Origin of the sequence: Fulvimarina manganoxydans (assembly GCF_900176465.1) — a bacterium.
In the GTDB taxonomy this organism is placed as follows: domain Bacteria; phylum Pseudomonadota; class Alphaproteobacteria; order Rhizobiales; family Rhizobiaceae; genus Fulvimarina; species Fulvimarina manganoxydans.
The window spans coordinates 1-15,119 of record NZ_FWXR01000022.1 but is presented as its reverse complement, the minus strand read 5'-3'; the positions used below and the strand labels follow the sequence as shown (position 1 = coordinate 15,119).

The 15,119-nt window shown below is 63.8% G+C and carries 16 protein-coding genes and 1 riboswitch; of the genes, 9 read left to right on the top strand and 7 right to left on the bottom strand.

Annotated elements, in window-relative coordinates; all coding sequences use genetic code 11:
• Nucleotides 1-44 precede the first annotated feature (44 nt).
• Nucleotides 45-314, bottom strand: a complete 270-nt coding sequence (locus B9A15_RS18375) for a helix-turn-helix domain-containing protein (protein WP_084411995.1) — start codon at nt 312-314, stop codon at nt 45-47.
• Nucleotides 315-698: 384 nt separating this feature from the next.
• Here B9A15_RS18375 and B9A15_RS18370 point away from each other — a divergent pair, with 384 nt between their 5' ends.
• Entirely contained in the window at nt 699-1,127 is a 429-nt protein-coding gene (locus B9A15_RS18370; protein WP_139798480.1) for a hypothetical protein, read from the top strand.
• Nucleotides 1,120-1,731: a GNAT family N-acetyltransferase gene (locus B9A15_RS18365; RefSeq protein ID WP_170923359.1), complete on the top strand. Its 612-nt coding sequence runs from the start codon at nt 1,120-1,122 to the stop codon at nt 1,729-1,731. Before B9A15_RS18370 ends, B9A15_RS18365 begins: the two co-directional genes overlap by 8 nt.
• 5 nt (nt 1,732-1,736) lie before the next feature.
• Here the strand turns inward: B9A15_RS18365 and B9A15_RS18360 are convergent, their stop codons facing one another.
• The 6 genes from B9A15_RS18360 to B9A15_RS18335 form a co-directional block, all read right to left on the bottom strand.
• On the bottom strand, nt 1,737-3,341 hold the full coding sequence (locus tag B9A15_RS18360; protein ID WP_084411993.1) for a gamma-glutamyltransferase family protein: 1,605 nt from the start codon (nt 3,339-3,341) through the stop codon (nt 1,737-1,739).
• Between the two features lie 92 nt (nt 3,342-3,433).
• Complete coding sequence (locus B9A15_RS18355; RefSeq protein ID WP_084411992.1) at nt 3,434-3,910, bottom strand: hypothetical protein; 477 nt, start codon at nt 3,908-3,910, stop codon at nt 3,434-3,436.
• Nucleotides 3,911-3,933: 23 nt separating this feature from the next.
• The gene (locus B9A15_RS18350; protein WP_084411991.1) at nt 3,934-5,151 is read right to left on the bottom strand and encodes an agmatinase family protein; all 1,218 of its coding nucleotides are present in this window, start codon (nt 5,149-5,151) and stop codon (nt 3,934-3,936) included.
• Between the two features lie 3 nt (nt 5,152-5,154).
• Nucleotides 5,155-5,937 (bottom strand): ABC transporter ATP-binding protein, encoded by a 783-nt coding sequence (locus B9A15_RS18345; RefSeq protein WP_084411990.1) that lies wholly within the window; start codon nt 5,935-5,937, stop codon nt 5,155-5,157.
• Complete coding sequence (locus tag B9A15_RS18340) at nt 5,934-6,755, bottom strand: ABC transporter permease (RefSeq protein ID WP_084411989.1); 822 nt, start codon at nt 6,753-6,755, stop codon at nt 5,934-5,936. The genes B9A15_RS18345 and B9A15_RS18340 overlap by 4 nt, the downstream gene beginning before the upstream one ends.
• A gap of 12 nt (nt 6,756-6,767) precedes the next feature.
• Nucleotides 6,768-7,823, bottom strand: coding sequence for a putative urea ABC transporter substrate-binding protein (locus B9A15_RS18335; protein ID WP_425292973.1), 1,056 nt, complete (start codon nt 7,821-7,823; stop codon nt 6,768-6,770).
• A 160-nt stretch (nt 7,824-7,983) separates the two neighbouring features.
• Nucleotides 7,984-8,104, bottom strand: a riboswitch (guanidine-I (ykkC/yxkD leader).
• Nucleotides 8,105-8,827: 723 nt separating this feature from the next.
• Here B9A15_RS18335 and B9A15_RS18330 point away from each other — a divergent pair.
• The 7 genes from B9A15_RS18330 to B9A15_RS18300 all read left to right on the top strand — a co-directional run bounded on the left by B9A15_RS18330 (nt 8,828) and on the right by B9A15_RS18300 (nt 15,064).
• Nucleotides 8,828-9,961, top strand: coding sequence for an App1 family protein phosphatidate phosphatase (locus B9A15_RS18330; protein ID WP_170923358.1), 1,134 nt, complete (start codon nt 8,828-8,830; stop codon nt 9,959-9,961).
• A 238-nt stretch (nt 9,962-10,199) separates the two neighbouring features.
• On the top strand, nt 10,200-10,979 hold the full coding sequence (locus B9A15_RS18325; RefSeq protein ID WP_084411986.1) for a succinate dehydrogenase iron-sulfur subunit: 780 nt from the start codon (nt 10,200-10,202) through the stop codon (nt 10,977-10,979).
• 90 nt (nt 10,980-11,069) lie between these two features.
• Complete coding sequence (locus B9A15_RS18320; protein WP_084411985.1) at nt 11,070-11,516, top strand: SRPBCC family protein; 447 nt, start codon at nt 11,070-11,072, stop codon at nt 11,514-11,516.
• Nucleotides 11,517-11,635: 119 nt separating this feature from the next.
• The gene (locus tag B9A15_RS18315) at nt 11,636-12,439 is read left to right on the top strand and encodes a cell wall hydrolase (RefSeq protein WP_084411984.1); all 804 of its coding nucleotides are present in this window, start codon (nt 11,636-11,638) and stop codon (nt 12,437-12,439) included.
• Between the two features lie 242 nt (nt 12,440-12,681).
• Entirely contained in the window at nt 12,682-14,151 is a 1,470-nt protein-coding gene (locus B9A15_RS18310; protein WP_084412053.1) for an alkaline phosphatase D family protein, read from the top strand.
• A 206-nt stretch (nt 14,152-14,357) separates the two neighbouring features.
• Entirely contained in the window at nt 14,358-14,633 is a 276-nt protein-coding gene (locus B9A15_RS18305) for a hypothetical protein (RefSeq protein ID WP_084411983.1), read from the top strand.
• Nucleotides 14,630-15,064, top strand: coding sequence for a PIN domain-containing protein (locus B9A15_RS18300; RefSeq protein ID WP_084411982.1), 435 nt, complete (start codon nt 14,630-14,632; stop codon nt 15,062-15,064). The genes B9A15_RS18305 and B9A15_RS18300 overlap by 4 nt, the downstream gene beginning before the upstream one ends.
• Nucleotides 15,065-15,119: the final 55 nt, after the last annotated feature.

Here is a 15,119-nt window from a genome sequence, read left to right as displayed (position 1 = left end):
ATCCTTGTTTCGATCGCGATACGAAATTGCGGCGAAGGCGGTCTTTAAGCTGGCATAACCTCTCCCGCCGGCTCGGTTCCCTCGCTCGCGATCGCGACGGCGCCGGGGAGTTGGCGGCCGTCATAGGTCTCAACGCCCATGGAAAGGGCGAAGCAGGCGAGTTCGACGGTTTTGGGGATTTCGATATTCTTGCCGTCCCGCGCGCCCTTTTCGTAATATTGGATGACGCGCTTCTTCAGGCCGAGCTTGTCGGCGGCGTCCTTCTGCTTCAGCCCCAGGCTCTTGCGCCAGGCCTTGAACGCGTCCGGCGTCATCTCTCAACCCTTTTACCCATTGCCGCTTCCCGCCCGCTGGTGAGGGCGGACGAGACCGATCGTCCCTTGCCTATCCCCGCGCGATCAGCACGGCAATGGTCCGGTTCCGGCCGGCAAAGCCTTCTCGCGCCCAAAGGGCCCGAACGCGCATGGCGTGTCGGATGGGCTTCGGGCGCATCCTTCCGATTATTGCAATATCATGACAGGCCTGCCCAGCCCCGGCGCGCCCAGCCGCGGAGCGCATCGGGTCGCGATCCTAGCGCGGGAGATGGCGGGCCGGTGAACGAGCCCCAAGATGCTCGCTTGACGAAAGGGTTCCCTCGCGTCCATCAGGGGCGTGGCGCGTCCCATCCTGGGACGGTGTGTCATTCGAGAGGGATTGACGTGGTGATCCACCGGGGACTGGCTTTGCTTTTCTGCTTGCTGCCGCTTGTCGCGGTTCAGGGCTGCACGAGCACCGGCGGGGCGGATGCGGGCGCTTCCGGCGCGACGACGCTTCAGGGGCGCTGGGCGGGCAAGCCCGCGACGAGCTTCTTCTCCCAATATGGCCAGCCCTATTCCGAATATGTCGATCGCGGCGGCGGCACCCGCTACACATGGCGCAAGCGCTACACCGAGACCGTTGCGGCCCCTGCCGCGCCGGATGCGGCGCCAGCGGCGGCGGCGGCCGCTGCCGGGCCGACCTATGTCTGCGAGCTCGACATCCTGACCAACGAGGCTGGCGCGATCGCCAAAATCGGACGGGTCGCGGACCCACGTCTGAAGAGCGGCGAGACCGCCGGCTGCCGGGGCACGCTCGGTTTCGATGGCTGATCGCCAAGGCACACCCACGATCGAAAGACTGACCGGCGAGGCGATCCGGCCGGTCCTCGACGAGGTGGCGCGTCTGCGCATCTCTGTCTTTGCGGCTTTTCCCTATCTTTATGCCGGCGATGCGGCTTACGAGCGCCGCTATCTCGAAACCTATGTGGCCTCGCCCGGCGCGGTCGTCGTCGTGGCGCGGGCGCCCTCCGGCGAGATCGTCGGCGCCTCGACTGCCGCCCCGCTCGCCGACCATCAGCCCCAGCTCGCCGAAAGCTTCGCCAAGAACGATATCGATCCGGCCGCGGTCTTCTATTGCGCTGAATCGGTTCTCCTGCCGGACTGGCGCGGATATGGCATCGGCCATCGCTTCTTCGAGGAGCGCGAGGCGGCGGCCCGCGAGCAAGGTTTTTCGCTCGTCGCCTTCTGCGCGGTGATCCGCCCGCCCGACCATCCGGCACGGCCCAAGGACTACAGCCCGCTCGATCCCTTCTGGATGAAGCGCGGCTATGCCAAGATGGACGCCATCCACGCCCCCATGTCCTGGCGCGACATCGGCGAGATCGAGGAGAGCGAGAAGGACATGCAGTTCTGGGTGAAGCGGCTGGCGGGCTGATCCCGTTAAAACCCCACCGCCGCGCCGTCCTTTCTCGGGTCGGAGCCGGCCACATAGCCGCCGGGGATCTTCGCCACGAATTGCGCGCCGCCGAAGCCGAAGCTCGCCTCGGGCGGCTCCAGGCTGAGCTCGTGGCCGCGCGCGCTCAGATCGGCGAGGACCTTTTCGCCGATAGCCGGCTCCACCGCGACGGCGAGCCCTTCGATCACCCGCCAACGCGGCGCGTCGATCGCCGTTTGCGGGTCCTGATCCCAGACTTGGGTGCGCAGCGTCATCTGGAGATGGCCCTGGGCCTGCATCGGCCCGCCCATGACGCCGAAGCTCGCGACCGGCACCCCTTCACGCATGAGAAAACCCGGAATGATCGTATGGAAAGGCCGCTTGCCCGGGCCGACGCGATTGGGATGGTCGGGGCGAAGCGAGAAGCCCGCGCCGCGATTCTGCAGCGAGATGCCCGTGCCCGGCACGACGACGCCCGAGCCGAAGCCGGCATAATTCGACTGGATGAAGGAGACCATCATCCCGGCCTCGTCGGCCGCCGACAGATAGACCGTGCCGCCCGCCTTCGGCGCGCCGGACTGAAAGTCGATCGCCCTATCCTGATCGATGAGCGCGGCCCGCGCCTTCAGATAGCTCGGGGCGAGGAGATCGGACGTGCTCGGATCGGTCATATGGGGCGCATCGGCGACGAAGGCCGAAACGTCGCGAAAGGCGAGCTTCATCGCCTCGATCTGGAGATGCAGCGCATCGGCGCTGTCGGGCGCGAAACGCTCGATGCCGCAATGCTCGAGGATGCCGAGCGCCATCAGTGCCGCGATGCCCTGCCCGTTGGGCGGGATTTCATGAAGATCGACCGCCCCCTCGCGGCCCGCAAAGCCCTGATGGATCGTGCCCGGCCAGTCGGCCTCATGGGCGGCGAGATCGTACAAAGTCAGCGCCGCACCGTTGTCGGCGGCAAAGCGCGCCATGCGCTCGGCGAGTTCGCCGCGATAGAAGGCCTCGCCCCGGCTTTCGGCAATCAGCCGCAAGGAGCGGGCGAGATCGGGACTGGCGAAGGTCTCGCCGGCCTTCGGTGCTTGGCCGCCCGGCATGAAATGGGCGGCAAAGCCGGGCTCGCCGGAGAGCATCGACGCGCCACGCGCCCAGAGCGCGCCGATGATAGGCGAGACGAGAAAGCCGTCTTCGGCATAGCGGATCGCATCGCTGAGGAGATCGGCGAAGGGCAGGCGCCCGAAGCGCTCCGACAGTGCGACCCAGGCCGAGACGGCGCCGGGAACCGTGACGCTCTCCCAGCCGGTGGCGGGCATCGCCTCGCGGTGGGCAAAGCGGTCGGGCGTCCAGGCGCGGGGGCTGCGGCCGGATGCGTTGAGGCCGTGGAGACGGTTGCCGTCCCAGAGAATGGCGAAGGCGTCGCTGCCGAGACCGTTGCCGGTCGGCTCGACGACGGTGAGCGTGATCGCGGCGGCGAGCGCGGCATCCACCGCATTGCCGCCCCGCCGCAAGGCCGCGATTCCGGCTTCTGCGGCCAGCGGCTGGGATGTCGCCACCACATTGCGGGCAAGGACCGGCGAGCGGCGCGAGGCATAGATCGGAACGTGGGGCAGCTTCACGAGATCGGCGCTTTCCTGATGGGGATCAGGGCGAAAGAATAGCGCCGGGCGGGCATCCTTCGACCGGCCGGCGCTTCTGGGCCTTCCTGATCTTACGGCTCGATCCGCTCCAGACCTCGCGCCTCTTCGAGCGACAAGGTTCTCACCTCGCTGCCGTCGAAATATTGGAAGGCAAGCGCTCGGCGCTTGGAGATCATGGCGGCGGGGAGCGGGTCGTAGCGAAAGCTCCCGCCCCCGAGATGGGGGGCGAGAGAACCGGTGTCGACGCGCAAGGTCTCTTCCACCCGGAGAAGCGAGAGGTCGGTTCCCTCGCTCGTCCTGGCGCGGAAGGGCACCCCGGCGAGCCTCAGGAAGCTCGTCGGATCGCTGGCGGCATAAAAGCCCTCCGCGAAGGCCTTTTCGACGAGGTCGAAATCCGCCTCGTGATGGTGGTCCTGCGACTCGCCGCCATGGGCGTGATGCTCGTGGGGCAGCTGCCATTGGGCCGTCGCCTGAGCATTGTGCCCAGCGCCCATATGGCCGTGCGGCATGTCATAGGGATGGAAATGGTCGTCGTGACCGCGATGCATGGGTCTCGTCCTCTGCCCGGTGATCAGAAGGCCACCGGCTTGTCGATGATGCTCTTGTGTTTGCCCATCGTGCCATGGGCGCACATGGAGCCGAGCGCCTCGACGCAGACCCGGACCCCCATCAGCGCGGTGATGTCGGAGGTGTCGTAGGGCGGCGAGACCTCGACCACTTCGAGGCCGCAAATGCCGGGCGCCGAGACTAGGCCGAGGATCTTCAAGGCTTCGCGCGGCAGGAAGCCGCCCGGCTCCGGCCAGCCCGTTCCGGGTACGAAGCCACAATCGAGACTGTCCACATCGAAGGAGATATAGACCGCGTCGGCGTCCTTCCAGGCGAGTTCCAGCGCGATCTCGGCGGTCTTTTCGAGGCCATAATGCTCGATATCCTCGATGGTGAGGACGTTGGTCTGGCGCTTATAGGCCTCCTTGGCGCCGGGGCGGGGCACCTGCCAGCCGCCGATGCCGAGCTGGACGAGATTGACCGCCGGCACATTCGGCAGGTTCGTCGCCCAATACCAGGGCGTCGTGTGCATGCGCTCGTCGAGATCCTTTTCCTGGATGTCGATATGCCGATCGAAATGGATGATGCCGATGCGCTTGGAGGTGCATTCGGCGATGCCGCGCACGCATGGGAAACCGATCGAGTGATCGCCGCCGAGCATGATCGGGAGGGCCCCGGACGAGAAGACGTGGGAGACACCGCGCGAGATCTGGTCGAACGACTTTTCCAGATTGCCGGGAATGGTGAAGACGTCGCCGGCGTCGCATAAGGTCATCTGCTCGCGCAGATCGACGCCGAGTTCGTAATTATAGGTGGTGTAGAGGGCCGAGATGCGGCGGATGCCCTGGGGCCCGAAGCGGGTGCCGGGCCGGTAGGTCGTGCCACTATCGAAGGGAATGCCGAGAACGGCGGCGTCGTATTTGCCGACGTCGCGCACATTCTCGACGTAGGGGGCCTTCAGGAAGGTGTTGATGCCGGCGAAATGGGGAAGCTCGCCGCGCGCGAAGGTCGGGATCGACTTATCGGTGATGGAGTCCGCGCCGGGCAGGCCCATGTCGAGCGCCCATTTAACCTCGCGCTTCCAGCCTTCCGCCGAGAGCTTGTCCTCGGCTTCCAAAGCCTTCCAGCCGCGCGTTTCCTTGGCGTCGAAATTGGGGTGGTGCAGCCGGGTGCGCGTTGGGCCTTTGCGGGCACCGGCCTTGCGGCTCGTGCGGGCGGGTTGGTCGAAACGGGTGTCGTTCATGCTTCAGGCCTTGTCCGTTTGCGATTGGATGAGGGCCGCTTCGATGGCGGCGGTCTTCTTGCGTTCGCCATGGTCGAGCGGCAGGTCGTAGGTGACGGTCGCGCCATAGGCGTTCGGATATTGCGGGTCGTGGCGCACCTTGTCGAAGACGAGGAGGCGCGTGCCGAGTTCGAACGCCTCCTGAATGTCGTGGGTGACCATGAAGACGGTCATGCCGGTCTCGCGCCACAGCTCCAGGAGAAGCGCCTGCATGTCCTTGCGCGTGCCGGGATCGAGCGCGCCGAAGGGCTCGTCGAGGAGCATAATCTTCGGGCGTTTGAGGAGCGCCTGGCCAATGGCGAGGCGCTGCTGCATGCCGCCCGACAATTGGGCGGGAAACCGCTTCGCGGCGTGGGCAAGACCGATCGTCTCCATCATCGCTTGCGCCTTGTCCCGCGCCTCGCGCTTCCGTGCCCCGAAAACGCGGCCGAGAAAGGCCGATCCCTCCAGCTCGAAGGGGAGCATCAGGTTTTGCAAGACGGTCAGATGCGGGAAGACCGAATATTTCTGGAAGACGACGCCGCGTTCGGGGTCCGGCTCGGGCGCCATGGGGTGGCCGTCGATCTCTACATGGCCCGAGGACGGCTGCTCCTGGCCGAGAAGGATGCGCAGAAAGGTCGACTTGCCGCAGCCCGACGCGCCGACAATGGTGACGAAGGCCCCTTTTTGAACCTCCAGCGACACTCGTTCCAGGATGAGGGCATCGCCATAGGAGACGGCGATCTGGCGGGCGGTGACGAAGCTCATAGGCTTTCCCCCGCGAGATGCGCCCATCCGAAGAGACGCTTCGACAGAAGGGCGAGCGCCCGATCGATCGCATAGGCGAGAAGCGTGATCCATAGGACGTAAGGGATGATCACATCCATGGCGAGATAACGGCGAACGAGGAAGATGCGATAGCCGAGTCCCTCGGTCGAGGCGATGGCTTCGGCCGAGATCAGGAATATCCAGGCAGGGACGAGGCCGAGGCGCACGGCGCGGATGAGATGGGGCCAGAGCTGCGGCAGGATCACCCGCATCGTCATCTGCCAGGTGGAGGCACCGAGGGTCTCGGCCTTGACGATCTGTTCGCGCGGAATGTCGAGGATCGCCTGGCCGAGTGCCCGGATCATCAAAGGCGCGGTGCCGACGACGACGAGGCCAATCTTCGCCGCCTCGCCGAGCCCCAGAACGATGAAGAGGATCGGCAGGACGGTGATCGGCGGGATGAGCGAGAAGGCCGAAACGAAGGGCGAGAACAGCGCCCGCCCGATCGGCAGGACGCCGATCAGAAGGCCCAGGACGAGCGCCAGAAACGCGGCGATCGCCATACCGATCGCCAGCCGCTCGAGGCTGGCGAAGGTGTCGACCCAAAGAAGATAGTCGCCCGTCCGCCGATCGGCGACGAAGGCCATGTTGGAGAAGGCCGCCGCGATCGCCTCGAAGGAGGGCAGGAGCTTGTCGGCCGGGTTTTCCGCCCGGCGGATCGCGCTGCCGATGGCGTAAGCCAGGATCGCCAAGAAGAAGGGCAGGGCGCCCAGCGCGACGCGCGCCGGGCGAGTGGGCTTGCGGTTGATCAGCCGCATGGTCCGGTTCCCTTATAAGGAGCCGTCGGCGGCCATCTGCATGTAGGTCGTATCGAAACGCAGCTTGATGTTGTTCGTGTCGCCCGTCGTCTTGTCGCCCGGATAGGCGATGCCGACGAAATCGGCGCTCGGCGCCCCGGTGCCGAGAATGCCGTGGTCGAAGAGGAAGTTCGCGACGAAGGTCATCGTCTCGGGCAGCTTCTCCGACTTGGTGAAGTCGACCGCCTGCGCCGGCTCGTAGAACATCTGCGTCGTGGCGAGCTGATCCTTATAGCCTTGAAGATCCGTGCCCGAGGCCGCTGCCATGGCGCTGAGCGCCTCTTCGTCGCCCGATTGCATCAGCTCCATCGTCTCGTACCAGGCCCCCGTCAGAGCCTTGCCGAAATCGGGATTGGCTTGAAGCGTGTCGGTGTTGACGACCATCAGATCGATGATCTCGCCGGGAATTTGGGAGGAATCGAAGACCTCGTGGGACTCCGGCATCGCCTTGATGGTCGAGAGCAGCGGATTCCAGGTGACGACGGCAGTGACGTCCGGCGTCTGATAGGCGGCGACGAGGTCCGCATCGGAGGTGTTGACGACGGTGATGTCGCGCTCCGACAGGCCGACCGTGTCGAGGGCGCGGGCGAGAAGATAGTGGGAGACCGAAAGCTCGACGAGATTGACCGACTGGCCCGCGATCTTTTCCAGCGTGTCCTCGCCTTCGCCCTTCAGGACGATGCCGTCATTGCCGTTGGAATAGTCGCCGACGATGAGGGCGGTCGTGTCGACGCCGCCGCCGGCCGGGATCGACAGGGCGTCCATATTGGTCATCGAACAGCCGTCATACTGGCCGGCGGTGTATTGGTTGATCGATTCGACATAGTCGTTGATCTGCACCGCCTCGATGGTCAGCCCGTATTTGTCCGCCCATTTCTTCAAGATGCCTGAATCCTGCATGTAGCCCCAGGGCATCCAGCCGGCATAGATCGACCAGCAGACCGAGAAGTCGGTCTTTTCTTGCGCGAATGTGGCGCCGGGTGTGGCGAGGATCGTCGCGGCGGTGAGGGCCAGGGCGGAGGCGAGCATCTTCATGAAGCGTCATCCTTTTCGTCGCTTGAGAGCGCCGGGCGTTTCGTCACGACCCCGCTCTATCTCTTCCTTGCCTCATCAAGCCGGAGCGACCGACGAGGTTATCGCGCGATAAGGACCGGGAGACGGCCCGCTTCTCGCGCGGGTCCGTGCGGCGTTCTCCCGGGATTTTGGCCCGCCGTGTCTCCCCGCCGGCCGGCGGGGAGTGCGTCTCTCGGACCAGCCACCCGTCCCACCTTGAAGGATGAAGACGAGCCGGAACCCTAGACGCACCGCACGATGAGAAACGTTGCAAGGGTCGTGCCAGACCGCTTTTTGCTCGATGTGCAATAATGGAAGTTTAGGTTACCGTCCGGGGTTGGTGGTAGCTGTCATGAAACGCTCTTGCCCGCCTCATGCTGACGAAATCGACAAGTCCGCCAGACGCAACAACATCAGCAGCCTGACGGCGTATCAACTTTCCCACCCGTTGAGATTTAAGCCGCCCACCGCCACGCATCGTCATTCTCGGCCACCGTGCCGAGAATCCAGGCTTGGCGCCGCCCAAAAGCGGTGCAAGATAGCATTCCTCCATGGTTTCCGTAGCTTGAAACGCCGCTCTGGATTCTCGGTCCGGAGACCGAGAATGACGAAGTGTCGAGGCTCGCTCTTATTCTGAAGTGCGGTGCCGTGGGGATACGACGTGACTTGGTGCGCCAATAAGACATGTGAATGTCATGGGCGCCGTTCTACAGCCCGGCGAATTTCCGAACTCCTTGTCCGGTTGCCCCCCAGTGCTGCGGAGGCAATCTGCCGCATTGGCGCTTTGCCTCTTCGCAAAGCCGAGATCGCCGCCACCGTCTCGTGAGGACGCTCGTGATCGGCAACTGAGCCCAGCAAATGCCTATCCTTGCGTCATATCCTGCCTATTGGGCAGGCAGGTAAGCCCCATGACAATGCCATCGCCGGCGCCTTCATCCTCAGCCCTATGCTTTTGTGATGGTCTCCTTAGATGGCCAAGCATGGTGGAACGAGCGCTCCGACGGACCGTGCATTGGGTCGAGAACCGCTGGGACCGGGCGCGCTTTGCCGTGAAGCGGCGGGCCGGCTGGCTCGGCACGCCGATGATCCTCGCCTTTCACGGGATCGCCGGCCCGGACGGGGTCTGGGTGCGGGGCCGTGTGCTGGAGGAAAATGGCGCGATCGGCGCTCCGCCGACGACCTCGACCATTCAGAACATCCGCCTGTCGATCAAACGCTATGAGACGGATGAAATCCGAAAGGCGAAGGTCGCTTGGCGCTTCGGCGAAGCCAAGGGCCAGGTCGTCACGGACGAAGAAGGCTATTTCGAATTCGTCATTCCCCCCGGCGCCGATCCGCTCGAAGCACCCTGGGCGATCGTCGAATTGGAACTGATCGACGCCCCCGGCTACGATATGGCGCCGCTCGGGGCCGAAGCCTGGATCCGTGTCGTGTCGGACAAAGCCGAATATGGCGTCATTTCCGATATCGACGATACGATCGTAAGAACCGGCGCCTTCAATTTCCTGAAGCATTGGCGGACCGTCGTAGCCAATTCCGCCGAAAGTCGGACCGCTTTTCCGGGCGTGTCGGAGTTCTATCGCGCGCTGGCCAAGGGGGCCGACGGGCCGGAGACCCATCCGGTCTTTTATGTCTCCTCCAGTCCCTGGAACCTCTTCGATCTTTTCGACCGTTTCCTGACCATTCACGAAATTCCGCGTGGGCCGATGATGCTCAAGGATTTCGGGCTCGACAAGGCGAAATGGCTGACGGGTGGCCATGACGGGCACAAGGGCGAGATGATCGACCAGATCCTCGCCGCCTGTCCCAATTTGCCCTTCCTGCTTATCGGTGACTCCGGCCAGGATGACGGGGCGATCTATGCCGATGCCGCGCGCCGCTATCCGGGGCGCATCAGGCAAGTTCATATCCGGGACGTCACCAAAGGCGTTCTGAAAGACCACATCACGGACGGTATCGAGGATTTGCGTCAAAGCGGCGTGACGGTGACGCTTGCGCCGACCCTGCAAGCGGCCGCTTCCGCTGCCGAGGAGGCAGGCTACATCACGGCAGGCGATCTGCGGCGGATCGAAAACCGCATCGGCGAACGCCGCGCGGAAGGGTCTGCCGCGTAATGGATTCGGCCTGTGACGGGCCGCGATCGCCGACGCTTTCGCTCTCATCATCGCGCAAGGCTTGGCGGTTTCGGCCAAAAAGCCTAAGAGCCGCCAAGCCGACTCGAGGGGTTTTCCGGACAGGCTCTAAGCCCTTAATCGATTTGAGGCGAAAACCGCGCTGTTTCGTCTCTTCCGTTTTGCGGCGCACTCGTTATGTTGCGAACGATTCCAAAACTAGGACCGGATGTGACGGACCATGGTCGAACTGGCACTCCCGAAAAATTCGACGCTGACCGAGGGCAAGACCTGGGATCGGCCAAAGGGCTCGAACAATATTCGGGAATTCAAGATCTATCGCTGGTCGCCCGATGACGGGAACAATCCGCGTATCGACACCTATTATGTCGATCTCGATGATTGTGGCCCGATGGTTCTCGACGCGCTGCTGTGGATCAAGAACAAGGTCGATTCGACGCTGACCCTGCGCCGCTCCTGCCGCGAGGGCATTTGCGGCTCCTGCGCCATGAATATCGACGGCGCGAACACGCTGGCCTGCACCAAGGGCATGGACGAGATCGACGGTTCGGTGAAGGTCTATCCGCTGCCCCATATGCCGGTGGTCAAGGATCTGGTCCCCGACCTCACCGTGCCTTACGCCCAGCTCCGCTCGATCGAGCCCTGGCTACAGACCGAGAGCCCGGAGCCGCAGAAGGAATGGCGCCAGAGCCATGCCGACCGCGAGAAGCTCGATGGTCTTTACGAGTGCATTCTCTGCTTCTGCTGCCAGACCTCCTGTCCCTCCTATTGGTGGAATGGCGAGCGCTATCTCGGCCCGGCGGTGCTCCTCCAGGCCTATCGCTGGCTGATCGACAGCCGCGACGAGGCCACCGGCCAGCGCCTCGACGCGCTGGAAGACCCCTTCAAGCTCTATCGCTGCCACACGATAATGAACTGCACCCAGGCCTGCCCGAAGGGCCTCAACCCGGCCAAGGCGATCGCCGAGATCAAGAAGATGATGGTGGAACGCCGGGTCTGATACGTATTCGGCGCCCATTCGCGCGCCTTCTGTGGGACCCTGCGACACCGGTCTGATAAGTTCGGGTGATCATTGTCTGAGGAGAGAGCAATGACATCCGAACCCATCACGATCAGCACAATTACGATCAGCACTTGGATCGATGCGCCCGTCGATCACGTCTGGCAGTGCTGGACGCAGCCCGATCATATTACGCAGTGGAACTTCGCTTCGCCCGATTGGTGCTGTCCGAGCGCCGACGCCGACATTCGCGTGGGGGGTCCCTATAGGGCCCGCATGGAAGCACGGGACGGCAGCTTCGGCTTCGATTTTGCAGGAACGTTCGAAGAGGTCGAGCCTCAACAGGCGCTGACGCTAGTGATCGCGGATGGCCGAAAGGCTCGCACAACCTTCACCCCGATGAAGGGCGGCACACAGGTGTCCACCACGTTCGACACCGAGACCCAGAATCCGGTCGAGCTGCAGCGTCAGGGTTGGCAGTCGATCCTCGACAATTTCAAGCGCCATTCGGAAGCGTTCAAGGCGGGATCGGCTTGATCGCTTCTTGGAGGCCATGGCTGAAACTGATGCCCAAGGGCAACAGCAGGACGACTGAACACGGACTGTAACCGATTGTGTCGTGAAGCCGCCCGATTCTGGCGTGACGGCTATCCGCCATGACGACGACGATCTTTTCCCTTCGTGCCGCGGCGACTGCCGGCGTGCTGGTCTCAACGCTCCTGGCGAGCGGCTGCATGGGAAGCCGCTCCCCTGTCGAGGAGGTTCTCGCCTCGGTCAACCCGGATGAGCGGGAATGCCTTGCCCGGGCGATGTATTTCGAATCGAACCGCTCCAGCGAGGCCGGCATGATGGCGGTCGGGACGGTCGTCATGAACCGTGTGGAAAGCTCCGCCTTTCCGAACGATGTCTGCGCGGTCGTCGGCCAGCCGAGGCAATTCGCGCCGGGCGTCATGACCCGCGAGATGAATGCCGGCCGCGAGCTCGCCATGGCGACGGCGGCCAAGGTGCTGCGCGGCGAGCGGGCCGAGAATGTGCGCGAAGCGAAGTTCTTCCACACCGCCGGCTATAATTTCTCCTATCCGAACATGCATTATGTGGCGATTGCCGGAGGCAACGCCTTCTACGAGAAGATCGGTAAGAGCCTGAGAAGCCGGGCGCGGCTCGCGACACAGGCCGATGTCGCGGCGGGCAAGACGAGCTTCGACTTCGCGGCCCTTCGGCAGGACGAGCGCGGCGGCGCGAGAGCCGCGACCAGCGCTCTTGCGCTCGATGCGGCTGAAAAGGCACCGGCCCGCAGCCCCTTCAAGAGCCTTCTCGACGGGCTGACGGGCCAGCAAGCGGCGACCCAGCCGCAAAAGGCGCCGGTCGCTTCGGCGGCAAATCCTGCTGATGCGAACGAGCCCGATCCGGCGCGTTTCGGCGACCTTCCCGGTGTGTCCGGGGCGGGGATCGCTGAGTGATCGAACAGCCCTTTCGTTCTTCCAAATGACGGATGAGAAAGCCGATTGCGTCCCCGCAGGAGCCCTGATCCTGGGCCGATCGGACCGGATGCAGAGATTTTGACCGCCGGCGGCATCACAGAAGTCTTTTTGCCGCTCCGGCCTCATCCCTGTTGCGAAGCGGCGAAGACGGCATAAGTCGCCTAACGAGCGCGGCGGGCCTTTCCGCCGCTCGCGAAACCCGCGACGAGGACGATGCTGCAATGACGCAGGCTCAGATGCATGACGCGCCCGCGAGCGCTGGCTTTCGCGCCGGTCCGATTCTCGTTTCGCGCGGCTGTTCGGAGGGCGTCCACCATGTCGATGCGATCGTCGCGCGGCCGAGCGCCGAGCCCGCGCCGAGCCTGACCCTGGACGGCCATGGCGCGCTCGAGGCAAAGCATCTGAAGGACCTCTTCGAGACGAGCGTCTGGCGCTTTTCCCTCGATCTGCCCGAAAACGCCCCGGCTTCATATGACTTCGAGGGCGAGACATTTCGCATCATGCCGCCAGGGCCCGCCGATGCGCGCATCGCCTATGTCTCCTGCAACGGGCAGGAGGCCGGCGACATGGACCGGCCCCTCGAAGAGCGGGACGCAATGTGGGACCGGCTCGCGGCCGAACACGCCGTCTCGCCCTTCGCGCTCATCATGGAAGGCGGCGACCAGCTCTATGCCGACGACGTCCTCCAATGCCATCCGGACATCGTCCACTGGAACACGCTGCCCGATGAAGAGCGCGGCACCATGGCCTTGAGCGAGGCGGCGCAGAACGCCATCCGGCTGTTCTATCTGGAGCGCTACTGCCTGACCTATTCACGGCCGGCCATGCGCCATCTCTCGGCCGAGGTGCCGGGCGCGATGATGTGGGACGATCACGACATCATCGACGGCTGGGGCAGCCATCCCGCACCGCTTCTGGATGGCCCCGTCGGCCGCGGCCTGTTCGAGGCGGCGCGCGAGATCTTTCTTCTGTTCCAGCTCGGCGCGACCGAGGACGATCTGCCGGCGGCGATGCCCGACCGGACGGGCGAAGGCCTCGGCTATGCCCTGCGCTATCCCGGCTACAGCATCGTCGTGCCCGATCTTCGCAGCGAACGCCGCCTGGAGCGCGTGCTCGGCCCGAAGGGCTGGGCGGGCCTGGAACGGATGCTGGCCGAGACGCCCAAGGGCGACCGTGTCTTCCTGATGTCCAGCGTGCCGGTCATGGGGCCGCGCCTCTCCTGGCTCGAATTCGTTGCCGATTGGGTGGAGCCGGCCCGCAAATATGAGGATGATCTGCGCGATCAGTGGCAGAGCCGAGCCCATCGCGAGGAATGGATCAGACTTTTGAAATTGCTGGCCAATCATCAGGAGAGCGGCGCCGGGCCAATCACCATCGTCTCAGGCGAGATCCATCTGGCGACGCGCGGCGAGATGCGGCTTCGCGATGGAACCCATCTCCATCAGCTCGTATCTTCCGGCATTGCCCATCGCGCCCCGCCCAAGGCCTATGCGGTCGTCCTCACCATGCTGGCGCGGCTCGGCGAGAGCCCGCTTCCAAAGCGTAAGATCCGCCTCCATCGCCTGCCCTCGATCAAGACGGTCTATGTGGAGGAGCGCAACTTCATGACGCTGTCTCGCAAGGGCCGCGATTGGTCGGCCGAATGGGAGCTGGAGGACCAGGGACGCACCCCGCCGCTTCAGCTCCAGTGACTTTCATGATCGACCCGCGACTGACTTCCCGTTAGAGCGAAATGCGATAAACTGAAATCGCGATTTCGCTCTAAGTTTTTGTTTTGACGCATGATGTGATCCGAAAAGTCATGCAACTTTTCGGCATCATGCTCTAATGATCTGGAAGCGATGGTCGCCAAGCTTCCCGCATTGCCGCAGCAACGCCGTGGATGGGAGACAGAACGATGTCCGACCAGCACTCGCATCCGACCGAGAGCTTGCAGGAATTCCAGGTTCTCGCCCGGTCGACGGATCGTGATCTTATCCGCTCTCTGGCGGAAAGACTGATCGCGGACGATGGACAGGCCGCCCTCATCAGACATGAGTTGGAAGCACTGCTGAATGACGAGCGACGATCGGGGAGAGGCGGTGTCATCAAAGCGCTGCGACGTTCGCCTCTCGTCGGCTCGGATATCGAGTTCGAGCGAGCAAAGGGCGGGGATCGCGAGATCGAGTTTTGACCCGATATTGTCTCGATACGAACATCCTAAGCTACGCGATTCAGCCGAGACCGTCCCAATTGCTCCTGCAATGGCTCGGCGAGCGCCGTGACGAGGACTTGTTCGTTGCTACGTTGACGATTGCCGAGATATGGCGAGGCATTCTTCAAAAGCCCGACGGACAGAAGCGCCGGGAGCTGGCTGCTTGGTTTTCCGGCCCTGAAGGTCCGCCGAAACTGTTCGAAGGGCGAATTCTGGCTTTCGATGAAGACGCGGCCATGATCTGGGCGAGATTGATGGCGGAGGGGAAGGCCCAAGGTCGGCCAAGGAGTCCCCTCGACATGATCATTGCTGCCGTTGCGGCTGCAAATGACTGTGTCGTGGCAACCGCGAACAGCCGAGATTTCGAAGGTGTACCGGGGCAAGGATTTGAGACAGGATTCTGGGCTTAAGCGGCTTGCCTGATGTTCATGCTTTGCTCTTGTCTGATCGCCGCCGGCGGTCTGT

Coding starts and splice junctions, on each gene's coding strand:
- B9A15_RS18345 (WP_084411990.1), bottom strand. CDS start 5,937: ATGAGCTTCGTCACCGCCCGCCAGATCGCCGTCTCCTATGGCGATGCC.
- B9A15_RS18340 (WP_084411989.1), bottom strand. CDS start 6,755: ATGCGGCTGATCAACCGCAAGCCCACTCGCCCGGCGCGCGTCGCGCTG.
- B9A15_RS18315 (WP_084411984.1), top strand. CDS start 11,636: ATGACGACGACGATCTTTTCCCTTCGTGCCGCGGCGACTGCCGGCGTG.
- B9A15_RS18375 (WP_084411995.1), bottom strand. CDS start 314: ATGACGCCGGACGCGTTCAAGGCCTGGCGCAAGAGCCTGGGGCTGAAG.
- B9A15_RS18365 (WP_170923359.1), top strand. CDS start 1,120: ATGGCTGATCGCCAAGGCACACCCACGATCGAAAGACTGACCGGCGAG.
- B9A15_RS18355 (WP_084411992.1), bottom strand. CDS start 3,910: ATGCATCGCGGTCACGACGACCATTTCCATCCCTATGACATGCCGCAC.
- B9A15_RS18305 (WP_084411983.1), top strand. CDS start 14,358: ATGTCCGACCAGCACTCGCATCCGACCGAGAGCTTGCAGGAATTCCAG.
- B9A15_RS18310 (WP_084412053.1), top strand. CDS start 12,682: ATGACGCAGGCTCAGATGCATGACGCGCCCGCGAGCGCTGGCTTTCGC.
- B9A15_RS18320 (WP_084411985.1), top strand. CDS start 11,070: ATGACATCCGAACCCATCACGATCAGCACAATTACGATCAGCACTTGG.
- B9A15_RS18325 (WP_084411986.1), top strand. CDS start 10,200: ATGGTCGAACTGGCACTCCCGAAAAATTCGACGCTGACCGAGGGCAAG.
- B9A15_RS18335 (WP_425292973.1), bottom strand. CDS start 7,823: ATGCTCGCCTCCGCCCTGGCCCTCACCGCCGCGACGATCCTCGCCACA.
- B9A15_RS18330 (WP_170923358.1), top strand. CDS start 8,828: ATGGTGGAACGAGCGCTCCGACGGACCGTGCATTGGGTCGAGAACCGC.
- B9A15_RS18350 (WP_084411991.1), bottom strand. CDS start 5,151: ATGAACGACACCCGTTTCGACCAACCCGCCCGCACGAGCCGCAAGGCC.